The sequence below is a fragment of the Aliikangiella litoralis genome, assembly GCF_052495765.1.
In genome coordinates, this window is the sequence record NZ_CP199292.1 from 4318220 (window position 1) to 4335098 (window position 16879).

The following is a 16879-nucleotide window of genomic DNA, read 5'->3' on the forward strand; positions in this document are numbered from 1 at the left end:
AAATCGCTACTAATAACGTAGCATACCGCTATTAATTTAGAAGCGCAAGACGAATGCAAACACCACTTCCTCAAAAAAGTGTCAGAGGCTCAAACTCTGGCATTGCAATAATGGCCCTATTCGATCTACTTGGTCGAAAGTGGAATATGAGAATATTATGGGAACTAAGAGAAGGCCCCTTAAGTTTTAGAAGCCTACAAAAACATTGTGATAGTATGTCACCTTCTGTTTTAAACAGCCGCATCAAACAACTTTCTGAAGCAAAACTATTAGCAATAACAGAACAAGGCTACCAACTCACTCAGCTCGGGGCTTCTTTGATGCAAACCTTAGATCCTTTAAGAAACTGGGCTTCTCACTGGGAGCAAGAGGTGCTCTCAAATAATAAATAACAACACGCTTAACAAGGTGTAAACTCAAAGTTAACTCGAACCATTTAACTCATAATCCATACACCTTGCAATAAATTGAATGATTTTGCTAACGATATGGCTTGTTCTCTGATAAAGTGCAGCCAAATTTTTCAAAGGAATACTAACTTGTTTACTGAACTCGACGATAGACTGCTTCAAGCCATTAATGAAGCCGGTTTCGAAAATCCAACCAAAATCCAGGCAGAAACCTTTGAGTTAGCTTTGGATGGTAGCGATTTGTTTGTGAGCGCAGAAACAGGTAGTGGAAAAACCTGTGCCTATTTACTTCCTACTCTCGAACAGTTATTAACAAAAAACCAAACCGGGTTATTAGCTTTAATATTAGTACCAACCCGAGAACTCGCTCAGCAAGTACTCAAACAAGCAAAAATATTTGGTCGCTTCACGCCATTAAAGTTTGGTCATATTAGTGGGGGCACTGATATCAAAAAACAAAATCAACTCATTAAAGAACCCCCTCATTTACTCATTGCCACACCGGGACGATTAGCTGAAATATTAGCACGAGAAGAGTTAGACTTAAGTCAGGTGGAAACTTTAATTTTAGATGAAGCAGATAGGTTACTTGATATTGGATTAAGCGCTGAAATAATGTCCATTGCAAAACTTTGTATTAACCGTCAACAAACTCAATTGTACTCAGCGACTTTGGCCAATAAAAAGCTACGTGGACTCGCCAGTGAATTATTAAACGAACCAGCGGTCATTGAATTAAATCAAGTCACCGATACGCATGAGTCAATTAAACAACAAATTATTTTTGCCGATGACAAGTCACATAAAATAAAACAGCTCTGCTGGCTACTTAACTATGAAACCTATCAACACTGTTTAATTTTTACCAATTCAAAAGAACAGGCCGATCAACTCTATAATGAACTACAAAAACAACAAATTAATGTTGGCATTGTGCATGGAGGTCGAGAGCAAAAACAGCGAAACTTATTTATGAGCAAGTTGAGGCGAAATGAAATAAAAGTGCTCATTGCTACCGATGTTGCCGCTCGCGGAATTGATATTGAAGGAATGGATCTTGTGATTAACTTTGAAATGCCACGACGAGGTGAAATCTATTTACATCGAATAGGTCGCACAGGTCGTGCAGGTAATACCGGTTTGGCTATTACTTTAATTATGTCTACCGAATATAATTTAATGTCTGGTGTTGAACGCTATTTAAAACAATCTTTTCAAAGACGGAAAATAAAAGAATTAGTTGGTCATTACAAAGGACCTAAAAAACTGAAATCATCAGGGAAAGCAGCAGGCTCAAAAAAGAAAAAAAAGCAACCACCCAAAAATAAAAAGAAAAAATAGTTTACTGACAGACGGTGCTCAAAAACTCAAGAGCACCGCCACTTATTAAAAAACAATTATTGTTTATAGGGTTCCAATTCCCAATATTCCCAACTTTCTAAATTTTGTTTTCGCGCTAAATCAAGTGCTGTAGCATGATGCTTTTTTGCCGAGACATTTTTACCTAATGACTCTAATGCCAAACTCATTTGATAATGCCACTTAGCACTGTTTTGATTTTCAGTTTCAATTTCTTTCAATAACTCAAAGGCTTTTTGAGGCATTTTATTTTTATTAAGTGCTAAAGCAAAATTTAGTGACAACTCATTAATGGACTGTGGAAATAAAATTTTGGCATTTTTTAAAGCCTCATTCATTTTATCTTGCTGCTTCGAAGCAAACATATACTTACCTAAAGTATAGCTTTGCAACCATTCAAATTGAAACCCACTCCATAATTCTTTTTTCTTCGCAAAATGCCGCCAAACGGCTTGATAATCACCAATATCTAATAATTCACCTAAGTCTGTAAAATAATTAGGAGCCAAGAAAACTAAACCATCATAAAGTGCAGGTAAAGCCGTTGTATAGTGCGTTTCATTAGGATAGTGTTTATATTGCCAACGCAAATTTTTAGCTGCTCGTTTTTTTAAAACATTAACCACTCCATCAACACCCATTCCTTGTTCACTGGCTAAAGAAATAAATAATGGCTTAGACTCCTTAGGATGATGCTTCAAATACTGATTGAACCGTTCTTTAAAACCATAATCATCAAACCAAACACTTGGACTCATTGCTAAAAAAGCATTAAATGGAGAATTTTTATCAATATAACTATACATGACAAATAAACCTCCCAACGAATAACCAGCAATAGCCTTTTTAGAATTGGTTCGGTAATTACTTTCAATGGTTGGAATAAGCTCAACTTTAATATATTCAGAGAATTTCTCTATTTTTCCATATTCTTCTTCTCCCTTAATAGGCCAAGTATTACTTAATAAATAATCACGCGACCCTTGATTAGCGATACCGATAACAATCATTGGCGGAATTTTTCCCATTCTAGCTAAATGTCTGGCGGTATTGGCTACATGGTGAAATTGAAAATCGCCATCAATTACATAAAGCGTAGGATAGCTTCTTTGTGTTATTTGATAGCTTTCAGGTAACGAAACCATATATCTTCGTTTTTCATTGAACAACTTTGATTGATGTTCAAAACTATCTCCATAAATAAGCGGTTGCTTTGCCACAAGGTTTAAAGCAACAAAACAGTTTATCAACAAAAATAAGCGTAAAAGCATAAATCATCCCTTAATCAAGTTTTTAATTTTATTTATAAAGCCTATAATATAACAGACTCGTTCAACAACTAGAAACAGTCTTACTGTATATAAAAACTATCTCCCATTTCAGTTAAAGTAAGATTGAACATAGTGAAACTGCTTATATGTCAATCAATAATCGTCTATACATCGATTTAGCTAGCCGAGAAACATACATTTTATGATGAACTGTTATCTATCAATAATTGTGAGTCTGATAATAATCAAACCAGTATAGAAATTAATAGTGAAAGTTTGGTTAATATGTGTTTTTAGCGCTATTTAGGCCAACCTGATAAATAAATCATAATCAGTTTTTCTATTAATAATCAATTATCCTATTAATTAATATTCAAATAAAATATCGTGAATAAAACCTAGCCGATGAAGCCAAAACTGAAACAATAACATTCAGAGTAAAAAATAAAATATAACCTACCCTCTTTCAGACTAATATCCTGATAAAGCCCTCCCATAAATATGAACGACCAACTAGTCAGCTTAAATTCGAAAGCAGTAGTCATGTTAAATACTTTTCTTTATATCAATATTTTTACACTCATACATTTATTCCAACTGAACAATAAGCGTTAAAAAACAACTAAAAGTTTAGATGTTTTTTATTCGTCAATTGAGATTTCAACATTCTATATTTAACTTTTTACATCAAACGTTTAGTCATATATAAACTAAAATAATTTTTAATTGTTTTTTGTGATTTTTCACTATATTTAAACATCCTTTCGTTGTTAAGATTTCTATCGGTAGATTTTATTAATTAATAAAAAAGGAAAATTTTAACCATGAAAAATAAGATAAAAAAATCAATGCAATGGATGATCTCAATCATATTTTTATCCATCTCTCATATCTCTTTTAGCGTTCCGCCTCCTGAATATTGCTCTATTAAAGGCGGCGGTAATTATGAATGGATTGCAGGCGTAGCAATCAATGCTCTTAATAGCCAATCAGGCCAAGACTATTATAAGTTTTTTGAAAACCCACACACAGAACTTTTAGTTGCTTCCAACTCAATAACATTAACACCAGGCTTTTCCGGTAGTGCTTATAAAGAGTATTGGTCCGTATGGATTGATTATAATAAAAACTTTGACTTTACCGATCCGGGTGAACTTGTTGTATCTGGTGTTAGTAGTAAAAGTGCAGTATTAGCCTCTATCACACCACCAGCTTTTGCCGCAGGTAAAACTATCATGCGTGTGGCAATGCAATATCAAAAAGCACTAACCAACCCCTGTGCTAATTTCACCTACGGTGAAGTAGAAGACTACAACGTGATTATTGCCGGTAACGGAGATACTCCACCAATAGCCAATGCGAATGGGCCATATACAGGCACTGTTGAACAACCCATCACATTAAGTAGTGAAGGCTCTTATGATCCCAACGGAAAGATTCGCTCATGGCTTTGGGAATTTGGTGATGGTTCAAGCGGTATACATCAACTAGAAAAAAACCCGACTCACACTTATAAAGAAGCAGGTGTGTATCATATTCGGCTAACAGTTACCGATAATGATGGAGAAAAATCAACAGCCACAACAACAGCAGAAATTAAAGCGGCTTGTGACAATACACAACACACCGTCATCGCCAACCCGAATGGACCTTATTACACTCAATTCAGTAACCCGGTACAATTTAGTAGTGCAGGCTCAGTCGGCAAAAATTGTGAAATTGAAAGCTACTTATGGGACTTTGGGGATGATACAACAAGTACTTTAGCCAATCCCTCTCATGAATATCAAACCTTTGGTTCACATACTGTTTCTCTGACTATCGACAATCTGGTAACCGAAACTACTACCGTTGAAGTAACAGATTGCTCCGGCCCACCACCACATGCAGAAGTTAATGGACCTTATTCCGGCCTTGTAGGACAACAAATTCAGTTCAGTAGTGAAGGTTCTCACTATGGTGGAAGTTGCCCTCCCGAAAACCCTTATTACTGGGACTTTGGCGATGGCAATTTTAGCAAAGAAGACAACCCGAAACATAGTTATTCAAAGTCTGGTACTTATAATGTCAGTATGACAGCTGGCGGTTACTCAACAGCTTCTACAACCGTCACTATTACGACCCCACAAACCGACTGTTCAGGACCACCTCCCAAAGCAGTGGTTAACGGCCCTTATATCGGCACCGTCGGCGAGAGCGTTCAGTTCAGTAGCGAAGGTTCTCACTATGGTGGAAGTTGCCCACCCGAAAATCCTTATTACTGGAAATTTGGTGATGGCCATGATAGTAAAGAAGATAATCCTAAGCATATTTATTCAAAGCCGGGCACTTATACGGTGACTATGACTGCGAGTGGTTATTCAACAGCCCAAACAACCGTCGACATTACGCTTCCCGGAATAACTGATGCCTGTGCAACTCAATCGCCGAAAGATTATGGTCACTTATCAAGTAGTGCGCCTATTTGTGTTGCTTCCAATTCAGGAGGTAAAAATTATTTTTATTTTCACACAGATAACAATAGTACAGCGACTATAAAAACCCAGCATGGAGCAGGTGATATTGCGCTTTATTATGGCGAAAAATCATGGCCTTCAACATTATTCTATACAGCTCATTCAGATAATGAAGGTAATACTGAAACAATTAAGGTTAACAACCTACCATCAGGCTGGCATTATATTATGCTCAAAGGTATTCATAGCGATGTGACGTTATTGGTTGAAACCGAATAAGTTTTTTGTGATTAAAACAAAGCTCTGATATCTATCAGAGCTTTTAATATCAACCAGCGTTTTTTATTGGGAATACATAAACGTCATGGTACAAAATTACCATTATTTCTTTTTCATTAAAGCGGGCAACACATATTGATATAAAATTTCAAATGGTTGTTTTTGTTTTGCAAAATTTCCCTGATTACTCCCGGTCAATACAATAACCGCTTCCAATTGAGGAATCACATAAATAAACTGCCCTCCATTCCCCCATGAATGCAAAACATCAATAGGCTTGTCTTTAACGTTAAACTGAGTTTTATACCACTGGAAGCTATAAGTTGTTTTCGTGCTGGGCATATCTTTAAGAAAATCTGTAAATGACCAATTAATATTATGCCCATTTTTATTGACCAAACTAGATGAACGCTTGGTAACAACAGAAGCACCTTGCCACTTTCCATTTTGTAACAATAGCTGACCTATTTTAACTAAATCTTTAGGTAAAAAATAAGCGTTACCTTGACCATTTAAAAAACGACCATCATCACTTTTTGTCAATCGATAATTAGTAATTCCAAGTGCTTTTAACAAGTAGAGTTCAGCAAACAAAAAAATATTTTCTCGATTAGCACGTTGTAATGCAGCAGAAACAGCGGCAGCCAACATAAAACTATTGGCGTTACAGTAATTCCATTGAGTGCCAGGGGTTGTTGCCATTTTGATTTCCATTGCATAAGCTAAAGGAGTCTTACCTTCATCAATACCAAACTCATGGTTAGGCCCATTTGAATCAGGTGACTCATCGCAAGCCAAGCCCGATGTCATATTAAATAAATGTTCAATCGTTATTTGTCTTTTTCTAGGATCTTTATCTTCGAGCTTTCGAAATTCTTCCAGCAAAGGTATTACAGGTTGTTCTAAGGATATGAGCTTCTGCTCAACTGCAATTAATGCAATAAGAGCCGTAATGCTTTTAAATGTTGAGTGAGTTCTATGAGGTGTTTTTTCATCAAATTGAGCGTAGTAATTCTCAGTTAAGAATTGCCCATTTTGATAAACAATAAAAGCATCAATCCCTGTATATTGACTCTGTCTTATCGCTATATCTGCTTGCTTTAAAAGAGCAGTTTTACTTTGAGCATGAATGTTAAAACTTAACAAAACGCCCCAAATAAATATTGAAAGTCGCATGTTCTTTATCAATTTTAGAATTTAGGTTACATTTTAATCATTATCGCCTGCTCAAAAACAGATGTAAACACTCATCATAAATCTCATCAAACAAAAGCATCAGTTGCCAATCAATATAAGTTCCTCATTAATCTAACAAACAGTGGCTACTGAATAGCACCAGTAGCCATCATAAGCATTAGCAAACAACTTTAATTATTGAATAAACAATATATTAGTCATTTTATATTGTGATCCACTTCGAGCAATAAGGCGTCACATGACTAGGATCATCTTTGCCAGGCCATGTCACCCTCGCGCAAGATGATAAACTGCCAGAACTGCTATTACTTGGAGGTGGATTTGTCACACAGCCTTCATAATATTTTCGTTTTTTAGTTTCTGAATAGCTCCAATTTCCAGGCCCAAATTGATCTTGCGTTATTCTTGCGCAATAACGATCCCAGATTATACCACAACCAGTAACGGCACTACTTGATGGTGGTGGCTTCGCACACACGGAAAATGTAAATATACAAAGTACCGATAAAGCAACCTTCATACCGGCTTTTAATAATTCGTTCATTGACTAACTCCCATTAATATTAAGTTTTCATTTAAAAGTTTGTATTACACCATTCTAATTAATAGTGATTGTATTAGCGTCCTGACAACCCACCCGCTTGAGTACTATCATTTTCATTTGAAGAGTTGTTAGGTAGCGTTCTGGTGAAATCAAACTTTTGCATTAAAGTACGCTCAACAGCCTGCATTTTTGAACAGTCACCTTTTCTTTTATAAGTCAGATATATCGCATGCTTTGCACCTGGCTCCATATCCAAATCTAGCTCATACTCTCCCTTTAAGTTATAAATTTTCTTAACCGTTCCAGAACATGGTCTTGATAACGTATTATCTTTCTCTGTTCCCAAACAAATACGTATTCTATTTCCATATTGTAAAGGACAACCTTCGATCTTCCACTTCACCTTTACGGTTGACATATTACTATCGGTATACACACTGGCATTACATTGACTGGAATAATGCATTGTATTATGCGCTTTATGCACAACACCTGCTTGAACATCAATAAATGGCACAGTTCCAAATACGAATGCTACAGATAACATTTGTAATATTTTTTTATTCACGAATAACTCTCCTATTTAAAGTTTAAAATGATTGCAAGACTTGCAAGACAAATTAGAACACCCGAACGATGCTTGAGTAAAAGGAAAACAAGGGAAGATAAAGGTAAAAATAGGGTAAAAACCGGGTAAAAAATACTTTTTGTTATGACAACCTATCACTCAAAAAGCAATTTAACAACTATCACCTAATATGTAAGACGCTTTTTAATAAAGCCTTAAAGCATCAAAACTGATATATTTACGGGCGCATTAGTCATGGCAGACTTCTACTTAATATTAAGGAAGAAAAACTCATATGATTGTTTTATCGCTTATAACCAATTGCCAAGTTCACGAAAATCCTGTTCAATTAATTCGTTTTTTCTAATAAAGAATTACTAATCAGCTCACCCTGATCAATATAATGAGAAATCTGATGCATTAAATCATCAATTTCCTGTTTTTTGTTGTCATCGAGCCGGCAATTAGACAATACATAATAGGCGGTTCTAAAAACATTACGCCACTTAGGATTTTTAGGCAGTGAATCAAAACTCATATATCGATCTAAGGTGCGGGTTCTTAATCGACCGCCGTCAATACTAATTCTCCATATGCGGCTTTTTTCTGCTAGTGTCATGCGAGATTCACCGGTCGACTTTTCCCAATGACGAATACAAAGATTCATGAGTTTAACCAGTCGCTGTCGGTAGTCATTTTCCTTAGCTCCTAACGCTCCCCCATATTTAGAAGCACTATCATGGAGCGACTCTCCGCCCATTGCTTTTTGAGATAAATCTTCATCATAAGTATTAACTGTTTGTAAAGTAATTTTATATAACGATTCGTCTTGATTAAACTCAGTAATTAACATTAAATAGTGTTTGCCTGTTAGTTGCACCGAGCACTCTTTATCTAACCAAGACTCATCCAAAGGAAAGCTGAGAGCTCTGTTTTCAATAAATATTCTTTGATTAATACTGGCAGACGGGTTATTCGAAGACTCGATTAATGCCTCAGCTTTTCGATTAGCAAAAATAATTAATCCATCACTTTCAACCGCAAAAATACAATCGCGACTATGATTAAGTATTTCTTCCATTCGCTGTTTTGTCGTCTTTAAAGCCTGTTCAGCTTTTTGATTTTTTTGTATTTCCCACTTGAGGTGTTCATTTTCTGATTGTAGTTTGATTTGCGCCTTATATGACAGTTGGCTGCTTATACGTGCATTAAGCTCTTCTTTCAAAAAAGGCTTCGTCATAAAATCGTTGGCACCACAGGCTAAACAGTTAATTAGATCATCAAATTGACGGCGAGCCGTCAACATAATAATTGGTAAGTTTATAGCCGTCCAATGTTGGCGAATAGCCAAGCACAAATTAATACCATCCATTTCTGGCATCATAATATCAACAAGTAATAAATCAGGCGCCTCTTTTTCGAGAAAAATTAAACATTCTTTAGCCGATTGAACATAATCAACCTGATAATTCAGCGAGTTGAGCAGCTGACTTAACGTTTTACAATTAATTAAATCATCATCAACAATCAAAATATGATAAGTGCCGGATATTCGCTCTAGAGCGACTGTCTGTTCTTGAACAATTTCATCCTCATTATTTTTTCTGTAAATTAAACTGCCACTTCTATTAGTAATGATTCCCCCAGTCTCTTGAACCAACGGTAATTCAAGTCTAACTGTCGTACCTTCTTCTGAAGAACTCACTATTGATAAATCACCTTTATGCTGTCGAGCTAACTGCTGACAAATACTAAGACCTAACCCCATGCTTTTGGCGTGAGAATCAAATGAAGTAAATGGCTTAAAAGCATTATTTAATTGTTCTTTGCTGAGCCCTTTACCAGTATCTTTAATCATAAATATAATTTTCTCACTCTCATATGATGCTGAAATTCTCACATAACCTAAATGGGTATTTTTTAGTGCATTACTAATTAAGTTACACAATATTTGAAATAAACGACTCTCATCGGCTTGTATCATAGTCGTTTTAGTCGTTAATAAATTATCAATCACTACATGAGGTTTTCGGTATTGTGACGAAGCTATTTTTATAGCGTAATTTAGTACCGAACTGATATCTACTTGAGTAATATTTAACTTTAATGTTTCTGATTTAATCAATGACCAATCAACAATATCATCAACAATTCGACTTAAGCGGTGACAACTATAGTTGAGTAATTGGAAATCAGTTCCCGAAACAGCTTGCTTCTCATTATTTAATAAATTCATCATTGCATGAACAGGCGTTCTCAGTTCATGCGTTACACTGGCAAAGAAAAGGTCTTTCGTTTTATCCAACTTCTCTAGTGACTGATTACGCTCCTTCTCATATTGCAACTGCTTTTTTTGATGAAGGTGTCTATACCAGAGAAAAACAACACCAATAATCAGTAAACATAAAAATATAACAGCATACTTAATAACAACCTCATTATTTAACTTTTCTTGTTGAACCCTATTAATCTTTCTTAAAAAAACAATCTCTTGATTCTTTTTATCGGTTTCAAAGCGTTCGTTAAGCTCATCAATAGCACTAACCTTGTCTTGAGCAAAAACCTCATCATTGAGTTTTTTATGTTCTACATGTTTTTTATAAGCTTTTTCATAATTTTTACTTTTTTCATATATCCTTGATAAAGAAAGTAAGCTATCTAATAAATGAACCTTTCGATTTTGTTTTCGATATAGTGCTACCGCAGACTCACCATGTATAATCGCTTTATCAAGCTGTTCTATTTCAGCATAAAACAATGAGAGAGAATCATGTAAAAATGGAACAGAAGCATATTGTTCATTTTCTTTCGCCATATTTAAAGCCATCACAAAGTATTGTTCTGCTTTAATATATTGTTTTTGAGCTTGATGTCCTCGACCTAAAACGGAGTATGCGGTTGCATCATCTAAATGATTATTCGACTCTTTATAAAGCGCCAATGCTTTTAAAGCATGTTCTATAGCAAGTTTATTTTTTTTAATTAAAAGGTAATTATTCGCTAAGTTAGAATGAATTTTTCCTAAAAGATAAGGCTCTTTCTGTCGTTCAAGTAAGTTCTGGTATATTTCAATCGTTTTATTAGGCTGATTGAGCTTACCATACAAAACCGCTAGATTATGATTTAGGCCTAATTCAAGTTGAAACTGTTCTAGTTCTTTCGCTAGCTTAATTCCCTGTTGTAGCAGCTTTGTTGCTTCATCTAATTTTGCAAGCTCTATTTTAGTTATTGCAAGTCCGTTAACAGCTGTTAAAGCTGCCGCTTTATCACCAATTGAATTAGCTAAAGAGTATGCTTCTTCTAAATAGTTATGGGCAGGCTTCATATCACCCAGCATTCCATATCCAGTACCCAATTCACTCAAAAATTGAATTTGAAGCGGTATATTTTTATCACTTCGGCTGGCTGCCAATCCGGCTAAACCATATTGTGAGAGCAATGCCTTATCTAAATTTTGAGGGGTTGAGTAATAGCTTGTAATTAACAATAATATTTTTGTACGAATTTTATTATGTTCTTTATCATTCAGATCAGTATTAACCAGTGCTTGTTTGGCTTTTACCAAAGCACGCTTTGGATCACTATTAAACAATTTATTGGCTTCTTTCAATAGCACTTCCGCCTGCTCTATCCGACTTTTAGTTGTAGGCAAAAAGACAGATTGCTCCTCATGATGCTCAACAGGTTGTCTTTCTTTAATATTCGCATAAAAAAAATAAGTCGCAGCCACAGTGAAAACTAATCCCCCCAGAGGCCATAACCAACTTTTACCTTTTACTTTATCTTGAAAGATATTTTCCATCTGTTGAGAACCTACTTTCATATTAGAAAAATTCTTAATACAATTTAATTAACACGAAACATTTATTAAACACATAAATGTCGCAAAATAACTTACTATTGCTTTAAAACAAATACCACAACTCCAAAACGGCTTTGGCTTCGACTAATTCCATTGAAATGAGTAATCTAAATAACCTCAGTTCTGGATAAGGAAATTCAAAATAATTAATAGAATCATATTTATTTTCAATAATTTAAAACCCAATTGAATTGCCATTTCCACTTGGCTCAGTGTGGCTATTTTTATAGATATCAAGGCAAGTGACTGCCGCAATAGCGAGCTATTACAAAGGCGCTTGCACTGAAAGCCGCAAAAATAGACCTCTGATGACTTTTCTTATCCCGAGCTGAGGTTAAATAATGCTGATAAAAAATTCTATGCGATAAGTCTTAATTGAGAAGAATAAGCTTATATTAAGTAGTAGTAAGAGAGCGAATAGCACAACAACGATGTTATTTTACTTTCTATTTTTATTGTTTTTTAGAAATTAACGGCAGTTATAGCCAAACGAAGCAAAATATTGCAATAAAAAGTCAAATAAGACGTTTGCTAAGAATTACTTGTTTTAATGATTTACCCAAAGGAAGTTAAAATGTCTCCTCGTTCGTCCAAAAATAAAAATCGCTCAATACTTATGCTTTCTTCTGCTTTAGTGATACAACAACTCATGTACAATACCTATTACTTGAGCTTCTATATTAAATGACAAAACGCTATAAGATTAGTTTCAATAGAAAAACTCTCATGGAGTATTTATGAAAAATTCAAACAGTTTTTGGGATAAAAATGCGTTAAGCTACGCTAAAACGCCAATTGCAGATACAAACGCTTATCAGAAAAAGCTAGAAATCACTCGTTTTTATCTTAGAAAAGAAATGACCATATTAGAGTTAGGTTGTGGTACAGGCTCAACCGCTATTGCTCACTCTGCTTATGTCAAAAACATTCACGCAATTGATATATCTCAAAAAATGATTGATATTGCCAAAGAAAAAGCCGCGCTAAATAATATTAATAATATTATGTTTGAACAATGTGATATCAACCAGCTCAAAACACAGAAAGAATCCTATAACATTATTATGGCTCATAGCATACTACACCTGTTAAGTGACCTGTCAGAAGTGTTTAGTAATGCTTATAATCTATTGAAAAAAGATGGCTATTTTATTATCAGTACTATGTGTTTAGGAGACTCTGTTAAATTGAAGTTAATGTCTTTATTCATGTCAATTGGCGCTTACTTCGATCTACTTCCTCAATTAAATCCATTCACAACAAAAGAACTCATAAGCAGCTTATGTCATGCTGGTTTTGAAATTGAATACCAGTGGCAACCTCAAAAAGATAGCGCCGTTTTTATTGTGGCTAAAAAACCATAAGCCACCAAAACACCTAATCACATCAAAAGAGTTCTAAAAAAATCACTTTATTAGTTTCTTCATATCTTATGGACTGAAACCTGTTTTAATGTCATATTTAACATACGGATTAATTAAAAAAGAACCGCTGAATATGGATTATAAAAAAGCTAAAAAATATCTATTAAAAAAACCCGAAACAAGAGAAGACTTTCCGTTTGGACCAGAAGTATCAGTTTTTAAAGTAAAAGACAAAATGTTTGCAACTCTGGCACTGGGAAAAATGGGAAAAGGCGATGGAAACGGTCATTTAGATTGGTGGATGAATCTCAAATGTGATCCCGATGAAGCAGTCGCACTACGTGACATTTTTAAATCAGTAATACCCGGTTATCACATGAATAAACGACTTTGGAACACTATTATTCTTGATGGCTCAATTCCACCTGGCGAAATTGAACGAATGATTGATAACTCATTTATGTTAGTAGTTAACAAGATGACTAAAAAAGATCAAGCATCTATTTTAAAACAATTATAATTTGGTATTCAGATTCACATTTTTTAAAGGTTATTAAATCATTAACTGCCTGGTTAAGCTTTGCCTGAATATTAAATAAAGTTATAATATGCGTTATCATAAAGCTTAATAAAGATAATATTTTAATGATTGATTTATCCCAATTACCAGAAGATGCTGGCATCATGATTTGCGGTCATGGCAGCCGAGCAAAAATAGCTGAAGAAGAATTTTCATTATTAGCCTCTGGTCTAAAAAAACGTTATCCCACACTTAAAATAGAGTATGGTTTTTTGGAATACTCAGCACCTAATATACACATGGGATTAGACCGCTTGCTCGAACAAGGTGTTAAAAAAATTTATGCGGTCCCAGGTATGCTATTTGCGGCAACCCATGCACAAAACGACATTCCTTCAGTATTAACGACTTACCAGGAAAAACACCAAGGTTTAACAATAGAGTACGGTAAAGAGCTTGGGTTGCAAGAAGAAATGATCTTAGCTTTCCAACACCGTATTCTCGATGCTATTGGGCTAACAGAAATACCAGAAACAGGCAAACTGTATGATACCATGTTAGTTGTGATTGGGCGAGGAACCTCAGTGGTTGAGGCAAATGCAGAAGCCGCTAAGCTAACCAGAATAGTTACTGAAAATATAGGGTTTGGCTGGTCACAAACAGTTTACTCTGGTGTCACTTTCCCTTCAGTTGGTAGAGGTTTAGAAATGGCAATAAAACTGGGTTATAAAAAAATAGTGGTTGCCCCTTATTTTCTTTTTGGTGGAAAGTTAATCGATAGAATTTATGCGTACACTGACAAAGTCGCTAAGGCAAACCCTGATATCCAGTTTTATAAAGCGAATTATTTGCGCGATCAAGATCATGTCATTGAGGCATTTGCTCATCGCATTACTGAAACACTAGAGCCACCTAAAATGCCTGTCGGTTTAATGCAAAGCTTTAAAGAACGACTGGCTCGTGGCGAAGTAGAAATTCATCACCATCATGCAGAGTTTCAATCAGAAAGTACTCAGTCGCATTCTCATGAACATTCACATTCTCATGAACATTCACATTCTCATGAACATTCACACTCTCATGAACATTCACATTCTCATGAACATTCACATTCTCATGAACATTCACACTCTCATGAACATTCGCATTCTCATCATCATGCACCGTATAAACATATTGGACATCCGCATGGCCCAAGAACAATGATTAATGAAAATGTATGCTGCTGCTTTATGGGACAATTCCCGCAATCAATTATTGATGAAGAAAAATCGTACAAGCAAGAGTTAACCGGAATTCCTTCTTGTAAGAAAAATTAAAACTCATTTTACCAATATTCATATTTATATTTATAATAGTGTATGCGAGTATTTATTATACTCGCTAGCGTTTAACCTTATTAGCTAAATGAGTCATCGCAGTTTCAATACTTCTTGGCTTTTCAGGTTTCACTTTAGGTCGATAAACATGCGCTTGATTTTCATCATACAAATAAGAGTCATTAAACGTATCGGAGTCTAATACATAACCCACTAAAATCAGAGCCGTGCGTGTAAATTTTTTATCTCGGACTTTTTTAACAATGTCTTTTAAAGTTCCAATGACTTTATCTTGATCTGGCCAAGATGTTCTATAACAAACGGCTACAGGACAATCTTCTCCATAAAAAGGTAATAACTCTTCAACTATTTTATGAATACGCGTAACACCTAAATGAATAGCTAATGTGGCGCCACTCGCGGCTAAAGCAGGTAAACGTTCTCGCTCAGGAAAAGGTGTTTTTCCTTCATACCGAGTCATAATGATTGTTTGTGAAATGCCTGAAAGAGTTAATTCTTTACCAAGCCATGCAGCCGATGCTGAAGCAGCTGTAACACCAGGTATAACTTCATACTCAATATTCAATTGTTTCAGGCGTCTAATCTGTTCACCAATAGCACCATAAACCGATGGATCACCAGAATGTACTCTGGCAACATTCTGATTGGCTGAATGAGCATTTTTGATATACTGAATAATTTCTTCTAAACCTAAAGAAGCCGTATCAATGATTTGTTTGGCACTATTTTCTACACTGGTCAATATTTCACGTGGCACTAAAGAACCAGCATAAAGTATTATTGGACATTGCTGAATTAATTTTTGCGCTTTAACGGTAATTAATTCCGGATCACCAGGACCTGCGCCGAGAAAATAAACTTTCATAATTTTTTAGAATATCCTCTGGGTGTATACACCCAATGTTTGTCTTTTTTTATCGAATGACTATGCGACCGATGACTATGCGACGGTTCAACTTTAAAATGAGCTGGGTTCTCAGGAACAACAATATACCTCGACTCACTATTACCAACAGTGACTAAAGTAAACATATCAACCTCTTCCGCTTTTAATTTATCTAAACAAACAACTTGAATAGACTCATCTTCACGAGTAAGTTGCCGACCTAAAAGTACAGGTGTACTCGCTGGTCGATATTGTAATAAAATATCTCTTGCTGCATTAATTTGCCAGTCTCGTTTTTTAGATTTAGGATTGTAAAAAGAAACAACAAAGTCCCCTGCCCCACAACTATGAATCCGTTTTTCAATAGTTTCCCAGGGCGTTAGCAAATCAGATAGTGATATGGTGCAAAAATCATGTCCTAATAAAGCACCTATTCGGCTTGCACCCGCTTGCATAGCAGACACTCCCGGTATCACTTCTATATCAACGGATAACCATTCTGGATGGTTTTCTTGTCCTTGTAATTGACGATCTAACAATTCAAAAACTAAAGTCGCCATTGCATAAATACCAATATCACCACTCGAAATTAACGCCGTGACTTGGCCTTTGGCAGCTAAATTTAATGCCAACCGAGCCCGCTCAATTTCTTTTCCTAATGGTAAGTCATGATGTACTTTATCTTTACAAATATCACCAAGCAATTCTAAATACAAACCGTAAGCCACTAAATCGGTGCAGAGTTTAATCGCCTGGGTAGCTTTTGGTGTCACTAAATCAATATCTCCCGGCCCGGCACTAACGATAAAAAGTTTTGTCATTT

13 protein-coding genes are annotated in these 16879 nt (G+C 35.4%); 6 read left to right on the top strand and 7 right to left on the bottom strand.

Going from position 1 to position 16879, the window contains the following annotated elements; genetic code table 11:
- Positions 1–53: 53 nt before the first annotated feature.
- Both ACT5E3_RS17995 and ACT5E3_RS18000 read left to right on the top strand, forming a co-directional pair.
- The gene (locus tag ACT5E3_RS17995; protein ID WP_444994930.1) at positions 54–392 is read left to right on the top strand and encodes a winged helix-turn-helix transcriptional regulator; all 339 of its coding nucleotides are present in this window, start codon (positions 54–56) and stop codon (positions 390–392) included.
- 147 nt (positions 393–539) lie between these two features.
- Positions 540–1751, top strand: a complete 1212-nt coding sequence (locus ACT5E3_RS18000) for a DEAD/DEAH box helicase (RefSeq protein ID WP_444994931.1) — start codon at positions 540–542, stop codon at positions 1749–1751.
- Positions 1752–1807: 56 nt separating this feature from the next.
- Here ACT5E3_RS18000 and ACT5E3_RS18005 read toward each other — a convergent pair whose 3' ends face one another.
- On the bottom strand, positions 1808–3040 hold the full coding sequence (locus ACT5E3_RS18005) for an alpha/beta hydrolase (protein WP_444994932.1): 1233 nt from the start codon (positions 3038–3040) through the stop codon (positions 1808–1810).
- Between the two features lie 824 nt (positions 3041–3864).
- Between ACT5E3_RS18005 and ACT5E3_RS18010 the strand changes: the two genes are divergently transcribed.
- Positions 3865–5775 (top strand): PKD domain-containing protein, encoded by a 1911-nt coding sequence (locus ACT5E3_RS18010; RefSeq protein ID WP_444994933.1) that lies wholly within the window; start codon positions 3865–3867, stop codon positions 5773–5775.
- Between the two features lie 102 nt (positions 5776–5877).
- Here the strand turns inward: ACT5E3_RS18010 and ACT5E3_RS18015 are convergent, their stop codons facing one another.
- From ACT5E3_RS18015 to ACT5E3_RS18030, 4 genes are all read right to left on the bottom strand, one after another.
- Positions 5878–6951, bottom strand: a complete 1074-nt coding sequence (locus ACT5E3_RS18015; protein WP_444994934.1) for a serine hydrolase domain-containing protein — start codon at positions 6949–6951, stop codon at positions 5878–5880.
- A gap of 223 nt (positions 6952–7174) precedes the next feature.
- Positions 7175–7516: a hypothetical protein gene (locus ACT5E3_RS18020; RefSeq protein ID WP_444994935.1), complete on the bottom strand. Its 342-nt coding sequence runs from the start codon at positions 7514–7516 to the stop codon at positions 7175–7177.
- Positions 7517–7589: 73 nt separating this feature from the next.
- The gene (locus ACT5E3_RS18025; RefSeq protein WP_444994936.1) at positions 7590–8084 is read right to left on the bottom strand and encodes a hypothetical protein; all 495 of its coding nucleotides are present in this window, start codon (positions 8082–8084) and stop codon (positions 7590–7592) included.
- A gap of 349 nt (positions 8085–8433) precedes the next feature.
- Complete coding sequence (locus tag ACT5E3_RS18030) at positions 8434–11907, bottom strand: response regulator (protein ID WP_444994937.1); 3474 nt, start codon at positions 11905–11907, stop codon at positions 8434–8436.
- 776 nt (positions 11908–12683) lie between these two features.
- Here ACT5E3_RS18030 and ACT5E3_RS18035 point away from each other — a divergent pair.
- The 3 genes from ACT5E3_RS18035 (at position 12684) to ACT5E3_RS18045 (ending at position 15149) form a co-directional block, all read left to right on the top strand.
- Positions 12684–13310: a class I SAM-dependent DNA methyltransferase gene (locus ACT5E3_RS18035; protein ID WP_444994938.1), complete on the top strand. Its 627-nt coding sequence runs from the start codon at positions 12684–12686 to the stop codon at positions 13308–13310.
- 133 nt (positions 13311–13443) lie between these two features.
- Positions 13444–13830 (top strand): MmcQ/YjbR family DNA-binding protein, encoded by a 387-nt coding sequence (locus tag ACT5E3_RS18040; RefSeq protein WP_444994939.1) that lies wholly within the window; start codon positions 13444–13446, stop codon positions 13828–13830.
- 125 nt (positions 13831–13955) lie between these two features.
- Positions 13956–15149: a sirohydrochlorin chelatase gene (locus ACT5E3_RS18045; RefSeq protein ID WP_444994940.1), complete on the top strand. Its 1194-nt coding sequence runs from the start codon at positions 13956–13958 to the stop codon at positions 15147–15149.
- Between the two features lie 64 nt (positions 15150–15213).
- On the opposite strand, the gene cobM is transcribed toward ACT5E3_RS18045, so the two are convergent.
- Both cobM and cobJ read right to left on the bottom strand, forming a co-directional pair.
- Positions 15214–16035: a precorrin-4 C(11)-methyltransferase gene (gene cobM, locus ACT5E3_RS18050; protein ID WP_444994941.1), complete on the bottom strand. Its 822-nt coding sequence runs from the start codon at positions 16033–16035 to the stop codon at positions 15214–15216.
- Entirely contained in the window at positions 16032–16877 is an 846-nt protein-coding gene (cobJ, locus tag ACT5E3_RS18055; RefSeq protein WP_444994942.1) for a precorrin-3B C(17)-methyltransferase, read from the bottom strand. Before cobJ ends, cobM begins: the two co-directional genes overlap by 4 nt.
- Positions 16878–16879 lie beyond the last annotated feature (2 nt).

Excerpts from the sequence above, each read along its gene's own strand:
- ACT5E3_RS18005 (WP_444994932.1), bottom strand. The coding sequence starts at position 3,040 with ATGCTTTTACGCTTATTTTTGTTGATAAACTGTTTTGTTGCTTTAAAC.
- ACT5E3_RS18010 (WP_444994933.1), top strand. The coding sequence starts at position 3,865 with ATGAAAAATAAGATAAAAAAATCAATGCAATGGATGATCTCAATCATA.
- cobM (WP_444994941.1), bottom strand. The coding sequence starts at position 16,035 with ATGAAAGTTTATTTTCTCGGCGCAGGTCCTGGTGATCCGGAATTAATT.
- ACT5E3_RS18030 (WP_444994937.1), bottom strand. The coding sequence starts at position 11,907 with ATGAAAGTAGGTTCTCAACAGATGGAAAATATCTTTCAAGATAAAGTA.
- ACT5E3_RS18015 (WP_444994934.1), bottom strand. The coding sequence starts at position 6,951 with ATGCGACTTTCAATATTTATTTGGGGCGTTTTGTTAAGTTTTAACATT.
- ACT5E3_RS17995 (WP_444994930.1), top strand. The coding sequence starts at position 54 with ATGCAAACACCACTTCCTCAAAAAAGTGTCAGAGGCTCAAACTCTGGC.
- ACT5E3_RS18040 (WP_444994939.1), top strand. The coding sequence starts at position 13,444 with ATGGATTATAAAAAAGCTAAAAAATATCTATTAAAAAAACCCGAAACA.
- ACT5E3_RS18020 (WP_444994935.1), bottom strand. The coding sequence starts at position 7,516 with ATGAACGAATTATTAAAAGCCGGTATGAAGGTTGCTTTATCGGTACTT.
- cobJ (WP_444994942.1), bottom strand. The coding sequence starts at position 16,877 with ATGACAAAACTTTTTATCGTTAGTGCCGGGCCGGGAGATATTGATTTA.
- ACT5E3_RS18035 (WP_444994938.1), top strand. The coding sequence starts at position 12,684 with ATGAAAAATTCAAACAGTTTTTGGGATAAAAATGCGTTAAGCTACGCT.
- ACT5E3_RS18045 (WP_444994940.1), top strand. The coding sequence starts at position 13,956 with ATGATTGATTTATCCCAATTACCAGAAGATGCTGGCATCATGATTTGC.